13 protein-coding genes are annotated in these 11,263 nt (G+C 56.5%); 10 read left to right on the top strand and 3 right to left on the bottom strand.

What is annotated here, in order from left to right; translation table 11 throughout:
- The 4 genes from E1297_RS36165 to E1297_RS36150 all read left to right on the top strand — a co-directional run.
- Positions 1–1,061 (top strand): mechanosensitive ion channel family protein (locus E1297_RS36165; protein ID WP_155146926.1); only part of this gene is annotated, 1,061 nt, incomplete at its 5' end.
- 164 nt (positions 1,062–1,225) lie between these two features.
- Positions 1,226–1,585 (top strand): ribosome silencing factor, encoded by a 360-nt coding sequence (rsfS, locus tag E1297_RS36160; RefSeq protein ID WP_058276550.1) that lies wholly within the window; start codon positions 1,226–1,228, stop codon positions 1,583–1,585.
- A gap of 44 nt (positions 1,586–1,629) precedes the next feature.
- A complete protein-coding gene (gene rlmH / locus E1297_RS36155; protein ID WP_155146762.1) occupies positions 1,630–2,100 on the top strand; it encodes a 23S rRNA (pseudouridine(1915)-N(3))-methyltransferase RlmH in 471 nt (156 codons plus the stop codon).
- Between the two features lie 52 nt (positions 2,101–2,152).
- A complete protein-coding gene (locus E1297_RS36150; protein WP_209016213.1) occupies positions 2,153–2,587 on the top strand; it encodes a flavodoxin family protein in 435 nt (144 codons plus the stop codon).
- Between the two features lie 3 nt (positions 2,588–2,590).
- Here E1297_RS36150 and E1297_RS36145 read toward each other — a convergent pair whose 3' ends face one another.
- Positions 2,591–2,938, bottom strand: coding sequence for a hypothetical protein (locus E1297_RS36145; RefSeq protein WP_155146758.1), 348 nt, complete (start codon positions 2,936–2,938; stop codon positions 2,591–2,593).
- A 36-nt stretch (positions 2,939–2,974) separates the two neighbouring features.
- On the bottom strand, positions 2,975–3,685 hold the full coding sequence (locus E1297_RS36140) for a DUF599 domain-containing protein (protein WP_155146756.1): 711 nt from the start codon (positions 3,683–3,685) through the stop codon (positions 2,975–2,977).
- An 87-nt stretch (positions 3,686–3,772) separates the two neighbouring features.
- On the opposite strand from E1297_RS36140, the gene E1297_RS36135 reads away from it, so the two are divergent.
- The 6 genes from E1297_RS36135 to E1297_RS36110 all read left to right on the top strand — a co-directional run bounded on the left by E1297_RS36135 (position 3,773) and on the right by E1297_RS36110 (position 10,003).
- Positions 3,773–5,215: an FAD-linked oxidase C-terminal domain-containing protein gene (locus tag E1297_RS36135; RefSeq protein ID WP_209016220.1), complete on the top strand. Its 1,443-nt coding sequence runs from the start codon at positions 3,773–3,775 to the stop codon at positions 5,213–5,215.
- 41 nt (positions 5,216–5,256) lie between these two features.
- Positions 5,257–6,357 carry an FAD-binding protein gene (locus E1297_RS36130; RefSeq protein ID WP_155146753.1) on the top strand — a complete coding sequence of 367 codons (1,101 nt, stop codon included), beginning with the start codon at positions 5,257–5,259 and terminating at the stop codon, positions 6,355–6,357.
- Positions 6,358–6,361: 4 nt separating this feature from the next.
- The gene (gene glcF / locus E1297_RS36125; RefSeq protein WP_155146751.1) at positions 6,362–7,684 is read left to right on the top strand and encodes a glycolate oxidase subunit GlcF; all 1,323 of its coding nucleotides are present in this window, start codon (positions 6,362–6,364) and stop codon (positions 7,682–7,684) included.
- Positions 7,685–7,803: 119 nt separating this feature from the next.
- Positions 7,804–8,595, top strand: a complete 792-nt coding sequence (locus E1297_RS36120; protein WP_209016212.1) for a trypsin-like serine protease — start codon at positions 7,804–7,806, stop codon at positions 8,593–8,595.
- Entirely contained in the window at positions 8,592–9,410 is an 819-nt protein-coding gene (locus tag E1297_RS36115; protein ID WP_155146748.1) for a serine protease, read from the top strand. Before E1297_RS36120 ends, E1297_RS36115 begins: the two co-directional genes overlap by 4 nt.
- Before the next feature lie 125 nt (positions 9,411–9,535).
- Entirely contained in the window at positions 9,536–10,003 is a 468-nt protein-coding gene (locus tag E1297_RS36110) for an Hsp20 family protein (RefSeq protein ID WP_155146746.1), read from the top strand.
- 95 nt (positions 10,004–10,098) lie between these two features.
- Here the strand turns inward: E1297_RS36110 and E1297_RS36105 are convergent.
- A partial coding sequence (locus tag E1297_RS36105; protein ID WP_155146924.1) for an Hsp70 family protein occupies positions 10,099–11,263 on the bottom strand: 1,165 nt, incomplete at its 5' end.

Genomic DNA, 11,263 nt, shown 5'->3' with positions numbered 1-11,263 from the left:
GGGGGCTGTATCTGGTGATGCAGCAAGTCACCTGGCCGTCACGCAGCTATCTGATCGGCGTGTTCGCGACCTTGGCGGTGGCCTGGCTTGTCATTGCAATGGTGGCCCGGCTGGTGCGCAACCGAACACTCAGGCGGATATTCAAGTGGTCGATGTGGATCTATGCAACGCTGGTCGCGTTGAATCTGACGGACGATGTGGCCGACTTTTTGGATGGAGTGGCGATTTCGGTTGGCGATCTGCACATTTCAGCGCTCGGTATCATCAAGGCAGTACTGCTGATCGGAATACTGCTGACGCTTGCCCGGCTGGGCACGCGCGCTGCCGAACGTGGATTGAAGGGCAATGACGACATCACCCCATCCATGCAGGTTTTGCTGGCCAAGGGCATTCAGGTGCTTCTGTATGGCGCGGTTTTTCTGGCTGCGATCCGCACCCTTGGATTTGACCTGACCGGTATCGCGTTGTTGTCCGGCGCGATCGGTGTGGGCATCGGTTTTGGCTTGCAAAAAGTGGTGTCGAACCTGATTTCCGGGATCATCATCCTGATGGACCGGTCGATCAAACCGGGCGACGTGATCTCGCTGGGTGATACGTTTGGCTGGATAAATGCGCTGGGCGCGCGCTATGTCTCAGTGGTGACGCGGGACGGGCGGGAGTATCTGATCCCGAATGAGGATCTGATCACAAATCAGGTTGTGAACTGGTCGCATTCAGACCGTTTTGTGCGGCTCGATCTGGATTTCGGGACCAGCTATGACGACGATCCGCATCAGGTGCGTGCAACCGCGATCCGGTCGGTAAAAGCCGTCACGCGCGTGCTGAGCGGTGGAACGCATGAGCCGGTCTGCCACATCACCGGATTTGGCGATAGCAGCGTGGACTATGTTCTGCGGTTCTGGATCAGCGATCCGACCAAAGGGCTGACCAATATCCGCGGCAATGTCTATCTCGCCCTCTGGGACGCTTTCAAAGAAGAAGGTATCTCTATCCCCTTCCCGCAGCGAGAAGTTCGGCTGTTGTCGGACGACGCAGTCGCGCAACAGATTGCCAAAGAGTGACTGCGCGTGCGGACCCAGAAGCGTCCGTTCATTGAAATGTTGCATTCCCCTTGTTACCTTATTAGTACCCCGGCGCCGGGGTTTCATGGCGCGCAGCAAAGGAGGACTATGTCCTGTCTCTACATACACAGGCGGGTTTGCCCGCCGAAGATGGGGCTGGTGTAATGGCCCACTCTCAGTCAATCAGCGACAAGCTGCTTGAACGCATCCTTTCCTCACTTTCCGATGACAAGGCCGAAGATGTCGTGCAGATCAACCTGCAAGGCAAATCGTCGGTTGCGGATCACATGGTGATTGCCTCGGGTCGGTCGACCCGTCAGGTCTCGGCCATGGCGGAAAAGCTGACGGATCGCATCAAGCAGGAATTCGGTTTCACCTCGAAGGTCGAAGGCAAGGATGCCGGCGACTGGGTGTTGATCGATACGGGCGATGTGATCGTCCATATCTTCCGCCCCGAAGTGCGTGAATTCTATCAGCTGGAAAAGATGTGGCTGCCTCAGGGCGGCAGCGCCTCGGCGAACTGAGGCGCCATCCCGGCCTGCATTAACAGGCCGGCGGCGAGAGATATATGCGTATCAGCATTTGTGCGGTCGGGCGATTGCGTGCCGGACCGGAGAAGACCCTGCTTGATGATTACCTGACCCGATTAGACCGGACCGGCCGTGCGCTGGGCCTTGGTCCAGCACGGGTTATTGAAGTCGAAGATAAGAAAAATGCAGGGATGGGTGCCGAGGCCGCGTTGCTGCGCAAGGCGCTGCCCAAGGGTGCAGTGATTTGTACGTTGGATGAACGGGGGCGGGTGATGTCCTCGCCGGATTTTGCCAAGAAACTGGGTGGCTGGCGTGATGCCGGGCGTCAGGATTTGGCGCTGATCATCGGTGGCGCGGACGGAATAGACCCTAGTCTGCGGGCCGAGGCTGATTTTTCCATCTCATTTGGGTCCATGGTCTGGCCCCACATGTTGGTCCGTGTGATGCTGGCCGAGCAACTTTACCGGGCCGCAACCATCCTTTCTGGCGGTCCCTACCACCGGGTCTGACATGTCGCAGCTTTTGATTGTTTATCACTCACGTACGGGCGGCAGTCGGCAAATGGCTGAAGCAGCGGCCAAAGCTGCGCAAGAAGAAGCGGATACTGTTCTAAAGCCTGCGGATCAGGCCGGACCAGAAGATTTGCTGTTGGCGGATGGGTACATCTTTTGTGCACCCGAAAATCTTGCTGCCATTTCCGGTTTGATGAAGGAATTCTTTGACCGCAGCTACTATCCAGTGTTGGGCAAGATCGAAGGCAAACCCTACGCGCAAATGGTCTGCGCAGGTTCTGACGGTGAGAATGCGGCCCGTCAGATTGCGCGGATTGCGACAGGCTGGCGGTTGAAAGAAGTACAGCCACCGCTGATCATTTGCACACATGCGCAAACGCCCGAGGCGATTCTGGCGGAAAAGAAAATCCGGAACGACGAGCTTGAGAAATGCGCAGAGATCGGAGCAGCCTTAGCTGCGGGTCTCAGTCTGGGCGTGTTTTGAAGATCAGTTAAGCTGCACCAGCGTTGTTTCGGTATCCCATCCGTCGACACTGCAACGAGCCTGAATCTGTACCTGAGTTATGCCGTCCGGAATGGTGACCCCGCCCAGAGAACGGGTAAAGGGCTGTTCATTCTCATGCGGATGATGCAGGACACGCATACCCAGTTCATTCCCATCCATGTCCAGAACCCGCCAGCCGTCGGCATAGTGATCCCAGCCCGTATCGGGATGGCGAACTGTGACATCGAAACGCCACGTGTCTCCACTACGGCTGGCTGAGACGTTTTCGATCACGGAAGGATCGGCAAAGGCGGGAGTCGCAAGCAAGGCGCTGAGAATCAGATATCGCATAGTCTGCAACCTACGGATTCAGGTGCGAAATGGCGATCACGTCTCTGTGTTCGGAGGCATGCTCATCAGAATGCCGCGGGAATGAGAGGCAAATTCGCGCCGATAAAGCACACCAAGCGTGATGAGTGTCGTGAGTATCAAAGCAAGGGGCCCCAAAATCCAAGCGATGGCAGCTAGGGCAAAATAAGTGACACGCAGGGCGCGGTTAAAGCTGCGGGCAGCTGTCACACAGATTTCGGCTGCCTGTGCTGCACGGGGATAGGCCTGCGGATCTTCGGGATCATTTGGAACAGCAGCCATAATTACTGCGCAATAACCAAACAGCCGATGCGCCCATACATATTTGAGAAATGCGTTAGACAGAAACAGCACCACAATCAGGATCTTTATTTCCCAGACCATTGCCGGGGCACTGCCAATTGCAAGATCCTGTGCAACCCCGGCGAGGCGCTCGGTATTGCCCAGCAGGGCGAGGCCACCACCAATCGCAATCATTGTTGTCGATGCAAAGAACGTGCTGCCCTGACGCATTGCCGCGACGACTTGAGCATCAAACATCCGCGGTTGCCGGGTGACCATCTCTTGCATCCAGCCCCTGCGGAAGTCGTCCATCATCATGGAAACCGAGGGTTTTTGCGCGGACGGGTTCTCGATACGCCAGCCAATTCCCTGCCATGCCAGCAAAAGCAGCAGGATGGCCAGATAGTCGAGTGGTGAAAACAACAGGGCGCGGTCGATCCAGGTCATGAGCGCGACAGTACGTCCTGATGTGAGAACTTGCCAGATGAAGAAATTGGTAATATTATTTTACCAAATGGAGGATCAGCCATGGAAATGCCGCAGCCAAATCCTGACGTGATCTCGCGTAAAAGCGGGGTGATCGCGCGTCTTCAACAGGTTTTACCAGTTGGCGCGGTGATCCATGACGAGGCCGAGACGCGGGCTTATGAGTGTGATGCGCTGACAGCTTACAAATGCGCGCCAATGATCGCGGTTTTGCCTTCGACCACCCAGGAAGTCTCGGATGTGCTGCGCATTTGCCACGAAGAGGGGGTGCCAGTCGTACCGCGAGGTGCGGGTACTTCATTGGCCGGCGGTGCTTTGCCAACGGCAGATTGCGTGATTTTGGGCGTCGCTCGCATGAATGACGTGCTGGAAGTGGACTATGACAATCGCTTCATCCGGGTTCAAACAGGACGCACCAACCTCAGCGTGACCGGGGCGGTCGAAGAAGAGGATTTCTTTTATGCGCCTGATCCGTCATCGCAGCTTGCCTGCGCGATTGCGGGGAACATCGCCATGAACTCAGGTGGAGCGCATTGCCTGAAGTATGGTGTGACGACCAACAACCTGATGGGTGTCACCATGGTCATGATGGATGGCAGTGTGGTCGAAATCGGCGGCGCACATCTGGACGCGGGTGGGTTGGATCTGCTGGGGGTGATTTGCGGGTCTGAAGGACAGTTGGGCGTCGTAACCGAAGCAACGCTGCGCATTCTGCGTAAACCCGAAGGGGCCAGACCTGTCCTGATGGGTTTCGATGACAATGAGGTGGCGGGGCAATGTGTCTCTGACATCATCAAATCGGGTATCCTGCCTGTGGCAATCGAGTTTATGGACCGTTTGTGTATCCAGTCCTGTGAGAATTTTGCGCATGCCGGCTATCCGGATTGCGAGGCATTGCTGATTGTAGAGGTCGAAGGGTCAGAGGCCGAGATTGACAGCCAGCTGGCAAAAATCGTCGAGATCGCCAGGCGTCATAATCCTGTCGAGCTGCGGGAAAGCCAGTCTGCCGAGGAAAGTGCACGTATCTGGTTAGGCCGGAAATCTGCCTTTGGCGCGATGGGTCAGATCAATGACTACATGTGCCTCGACGGCACGATCCCGGTGTCCTCTTTGCCAGCAGTCCTGCGCCGTATCGGTGAGTTGAGCAAAGAGTATGGCCTTGCAGTGGGTAACGTGTTCCATGCAGGTGACGGCAATATGCATCCACTGATCCTGTTTGATGCCAACAAGCCTGGCGATCTGGAAAAATGCGAAGCCTTTGGCGCCGAAATCCTCAAGCTTTGCGTTGATGAGGGCGGATGCCTCACGGGTGAGCATGGCGTCGGCATCGAAAAGCGGGATCTGATGTCCCACCAGTACACTCAGCAAGACCTTGAGGCTCAAATGGCAGTCAAGGACGTGTTTGATCCGAAGTGGTTGTTGAACCCGGCCAAGGTGTTTCCGCTGGATGCATCTGCGCCGCGCCGCGTTACGCGGATCGCTGCGGAATAGTCTCTCCCTCTCCCAGAGCGTTTTGGAAAAGATGAACAGATATGAGACCTGATACTGAGGCCGAATTGGCCGAGCTGGTGGCCGGGCAGAACGAACCGTTGCGGATTGTCGGGGGTGGAACGCGTGGTATTGGCGGTCCCGAAACAGCAATCAACACCACAGGCCTGAGCGGCATCACTCTCTACGAACCCGGAGCGCTAACGCTTGTTGCAAAGGCAGGCACTCCGGTGGTCGAGATTGAAGACGCGCTTGCGGCTGAAGGTCAGCAGCTAGCCTTTGAACCGATGGATCATCGCGGGTTACTGGGTGCGGCAGGCGAGCCGACTATTGGTGGTGTCGTTGCAGCGAATATCTCTGGCCCACGAAGGATACAGGCCGGGGCCTGCCGGGACTTCCTGCTGGGCGTCCGGTATGTCGACGGAACGGGACAGGTGATCAAGAATGGTGGCCGGGTGATGAAAAACGTCACCGGCTATGATCTGGTCAAGCTCATGGCGGGGTCTTGGGGTACGCTGAGTGTATTGTCCGAAGTTTCACTGAAGGTTTTGCCTAAACCTGAGGCGATGGCGACTGTTGGGATCCGGGTCACCGATGCCATGACCGCTGTGCGCGCTTTATCAACCGCCCTGAAATCCCCGTACGAAGTGACCGGCGCAGCCTATGATCCGAAAGCCGGGTTCGCCTACTTGCGAGTCGAGGGTTTCTCGGACTCGATCGCCTATAGGGTCGGACAGTTGCAGGCGGAGCTATCCGATATTGGTGAAGTGGCACCAGTTGATGCGTCCGATGATCTCTGGCGTGCATTTCGGAACGTTGAGTCTTTTCAGGGCGCTGATGGAGACGTCTGGCGAATTTCAGTCAAGCCCGGTGACGCCCCTGAAATTGCTGCCCGGGTTGAGGCAGAGAAAACACTGTTTGATTGGGGTGGCGGGCTGATTTGGGCTCTGATGCCGAAAGGCACTGATCTGCGTAACCGGTTGGGGGCGTTCGACGGGCATGCAACGATTGTACGGGCCGATGATGAAACCATTGAAAGGCTTGGGCGCTTTCAACCAGAGACTGCCGGAGTTGCGGCTTTGTCAAAAGGATTGCGGCATCGCTTTGATCCGCGTGGTCTCTTTAATCCGGGGCTGATGGGATAGGGCAATGCAGACGACCTTTACCGAAGAGCAGTTGCAAGATCCCGCCATTCAGCGGTCCAACGAGATATTGCGCAGTTGTGTGCATTGTGGGTTTTGCACAGCCACCTGTCCCACCTATCAGGTGCTGGGAGACGAATTGGACAGCCCACGTGGCCGCATCTATCTGATCAAGGATATGCTGGAAAACGAGCGTGTGCCGGATGAAAAGACGGTGAAACATATCGATCGTTGTCTGTCGTGCCTGTCTTGCATGACGACCTGTCCGTCCGGCGTGCATTATATGCATCTGGTCGATCACGCGCGCGAGTACATTGAGGCGAACTATAAACGCCCGTTTACGGATCGCATACTGCGTTGGGTTCTGGCGCAGATCCTGCCTTATCCGATGCGGTTTCGGTGGGCGCTGATCGGAGCCAAACTGGGGCGCCCCTTCCGGTTTCTGATGCCGGATGCGCGCTTGCGGGCAATGCTGGATATGGCGCCAAAGACTATCCCTCCGGTAAGTCGAAACGACGATCCGCAGAGTTTTGCAGCTGACGGACCGCGCATCAAACGCGTTGCTCTGATGACGGGGTGTGCACAAAAGGCATTAAATACCGACATCAATGATGCAACGATCCGATTGCTGACCCGTCTGGGGTGCGAAGTGGTGGTCGCCGAAGGAGCCGGGTGTTGTGGGGCGCTGACACACCACATGGGTAAAACCGACGACAGTCATGCGGCAGCCGCAACCAATATCAAGGCCTGGGCACGGGAAATGGATGGTGCCGGACTGGATGCGATTGTTATTAACACCTCGGGCTGCGGAACCACGGTCAAGGATTACGGCCACATGTTCCGGAACGATCCCCTCTCCCATGACGCCGCACGGGTTTCCGCTATTGCGATGGATGTCAGCGAGTTGTTGATGCAGCTGGAAATGCCACAAAGTAGCGACAAGAACATGACCGTCGCATATCACGCGGCCTGTTCGCTGCAACACGGTCAAAAGATCAAATCCCACCCCAAAGATCTCCTGAAACGTGCGGGTTTCAAGATAGTAGAGCCTGCGGATAGCCATCTCTGCTGTGGCAGTGCAGGAACCTACAATCTGATGCAGCCGGAGATTTCATCGAAGCTCAAACAGCGGAAGGTAAAGACGCTGGAGGCCAAAAACCCGGATGTCATAGCGGCAGGCAACATTGGGTGCATGATGCAGATCGGCTCGGGCACCGATGTGCCGATCCTGCACACCGTTGAATTGCTGGACTGGGCGTCCGGCGGGCCCATGCCAAGTACCTTACGGCAAGGAAATGACGGCGCTTCAGAGGTGCCAATCCTGCGCTGACATAGCTGATGCAGTCGCGCATCAGTTGTTTGCCAAAACAGCCCATGTTTCCTTCGCCCTATTTTCGCCCAACGCAGCGCATATGAAAAATGGCTTGCAATGAACGGCCGGAGAAACGCGTGCGTAACTGGATCAGGGCCTTCGCGTTGAGTATGCTGCCCATGGCAGCGATGGCGCAGGACACGGGGCTGAAAAGCCTCGAAACCACCGATTCCGGGCGGGCGTGGATGGCTGTCGGACGGCTTGAGATCGATGGAATCGGATTTTGTACCGGAGCATTGATTTCGCCAACTCTGGTTCTGACTGCAGCACATTGTTTGTTCGACAAATCTACCCGCCAGCGAATTGATCCGGAACAGATCGAATTTCGGGCTGGTTGGCGCTTTGGTCGTGCTTCGGCTTACAGGGCCGCGCGTCAGGCCGTTATTCACCCGGAGTATCACTACGATCAAGAAACCTCGACCATGCGCGTTCGCAACGACATTGCGTTGATCGAGCTCTGGCAACCGATCCGCAATACGACGGTTATTCCGTTTGAAACGGGGGACTGGCCCCGTCGTGGCGAAGAGGTTGGTGTCGTCTCTTATGCTGAAGACCGGGCCGAAGCGCCGTCTCTGCAAGAGGTATGTTCGGTTGTGACACGGCAGGCGGGTGTTCTGGTGATGTCGTGCAACGTGAACTTTGGCTCCTCCGGCGCTCCGGTATTTTCGCTGTCTGGTGAGCGTCCGCGCATAGTGTCAGTCGTTGCAGCGATGGCGCGGATGGAAGGGCAGCGCGTGTCCCTTGGTACCGCACTGGAGGATTCGCTGCAGTTACTCAAGTCAGAATTGTCCGCAGGACGAGGTTTTGGAGCGTCTTCAAGCTCAGGCGAGCCACGCAAGAATATAGGGGCGAGATTTATCAAACCATGATCCGTTTTGTTTTTAGCTTTTTTCTTTGCATTTCATTGCTGGCCACTGCGTCCCTAGCCCAAACCGGTAACAAACGCAGGCTGACCGACCGGGATGATCTGTATGGCTGGGAAGCGATTGGCCGCCTTGATATCGGCAAGCAATCCTTTTGTACCGGCACATTGATTGCACAGGATCTGGTGCTGACCGCCGCGCATTGCGCCTTGGACAAGAAAACCGGTAAGCCCTATGTCCCCGGTGAGGTGACTTTCCGGGCCGGTCTCAGTGACGGAGAGGCGCTGGCAGAGCGCAAAGTCGTACAGATAGCAGCTCATCCGGATTATGCAGCCAACGCGCCGCTGTCGCCCGAGAGCATTCGGGCAGATGTGGCGTTGATGCGGTTGGAACAACCGATTCCATATTCAATCGCCGACCCGTTTGCGTTGCACAGTGGCAGGGTAGCCGGAAACGAAATCAGCATTGCCTCATATGGGCGTGGGCGGTCCGAGGCAATCACCCGCCAGCGGTCCTGCCGAATTCTGGAAAGGCGACAGGGACTGATCACTTTTGATTGCGACATCACCTTTGGATCCTCGGGGTCGGCTATTCTGGCCAAGAACGGACCTCGCTGGCAGATTCTATCGGTTGTTTCGGCGGTCTATTCGGATGGGCGTCGCAAGGTTGGTTTTGGCATGGAATTGGCCGACATCGTTTCCGGCCTCAAGGCGGATATGCGCCGTGATGCGCCAAAACCCAAGGCCTCGATCCGCCGCCTGCAGGTGGGATCGGGCAAGTCCAGTTCCGGGGCAAAATTCATCAGTTCCGGCGGGTCTTGAACTCAGTCAGATTGCTACCCATGTGAATTGTACCGGATCGCCACAAACGGGGTCCGGTATTCATCACCGCCCGTCCGAATGGAGGGCAAGACATCGTTAATCGCTCAAGAATGAGGATACGAAACATGCGTAGTTTTGATTTTGCACCGCTGAACCGCGCCACTATCGGTTTTGACCAGATCGCCGACATGATGGACCGTGTTCTGACCAATGACGTGGCTCAGCCCAGCTATCCCCCGTATAACATCGAAAAAACCGATGCTGACACCTACCGTATCTCGGTTGCGGTCGCCGGTTTTTCGGAATCCGATCTGTCGGTCGAGGTGAAGGAAAACTCCCTCGTCGTTTCAGGTAAGAAAGCCGCCGAAGACAAAGAGCGCAGCTATCTGCACCGTGGCATCGCCACCCGCGCGTTCGAGCGTCGTTTCGCACTGGCGGACCATGTGCGTGTCACCGGCGCCAGCCATGAGAACGGCATGCTGCATATCGATCTGAAGCGTGAAGTGCCCGAAGCACTAAAGCCGCGCCGGATCGAGATTTCTTCGGAAAAGGCGATTGAGAAGGACGTCGTCGACGCCAAAGCCGTCAACTAATTCGGCAAACGCAGAAGCTGCGGTAATCGCTTCCTCCCAAGGTTACCGCAACGCCCCGTGCTCCTCCAGGCACGGGGCGAAATTTGTTTCGGCTGCTAGCGGTTGGCTGCGATGGACAATCCATCCGTCACGGCAGTGAACACCTCTGAAAATGTATGCTGTGCCTCGGGAAAAACGGCCTTGAGCGTTCCTGCGACAGTCGACATCAGGCTGGATCCGCCGACATAGACGATACGATCGACCTGTACAGCTTTCACGCCTGCAAGCCGCAGGGTTTCTGAAACACCTTCGGTCAGCTTCTTCGAATGTGTTTCGAGAATTTGATCCAGTGCTTCAGGTGCGACGGGTACGGTCAGATTTCGCTCAATCTGGTCCAGTTCAATCAACGGGCTGGAGTCGTGGTTGTTGGCCGCGATCTTGCCGTGCTCGACAGCAAAGGCAAGCTCGTGGCCCAATTCGTCCCTGAGGACGGTGGAGAGGCGCGCCAGCTTTCCAGGTTCTTCGGCCAGCCGAACCATCTCATCCGCCATGCGCTGGTTCTGCGGCGTGTAGAGAAATGGAATCTTCTCCCAGGTGGCAAGATCACCAAAAATCGCGGCAGGGGCAGGTGTTGTACCCGGGCCGATCACCTTGCGCAGAAGCGTTCCTTTGCCCAGCAGGGGCATGACCAGATCAACGCTGATCGACCGGTCGAAATCCGTGCCACCGATGCGAACACCGTGATTGGCAAGAATTTCAATGCCTTCGGGCCGTGAGCGAAACAGGGAGAAGTCGGATGTACCACCTCCGATATCTGCGATTAGTCCGATCTGGTCCGGGTGATCTAATGCGCCGCTGGAAATGGCTGCCGCAACGGGTTCGGGCATGAAGTCGATATGCTTGAAGCCTGCAGCAAGATAACACGCCCGCAAATCTGCTTCGGCCTGATCTTCGCGGGGATCGCCGGTGCCGTGAAAAACAACCGGGCGTCCCGATAGCACGGCGTCGATTGGGCGGCCGGCCTGGGTTTCAGCGCGGGTTTTGATCTGCTTCAGAAAGCGCGAAATGATATCGACGAATGTCACCCGCTCATTCAGTATCTGGCGCTTCTCATGCATCAGGCTGGTGCCCAAGACGCGTTTGAGCGCACGCATGAAACGTCCTTCGGCGCCATCAAGAAGTGCCGCGTTTGCGGGCTCTCCAATCAGCGTTTTCCGGGTTTCGAAATCAAAGAAGAACGTCGTCGGCAGAGTGAATTGCCCGGCTTCCATTTCAACAAGT

This window comes from Roseibium sp. RKSG952 (assembly GCF_009711355.1).
The sequence above is the reverse complement of the archived record's forward strand: the minus strand, read 5'-3'. Positions and strand labels throughout refer to the sequence as shown.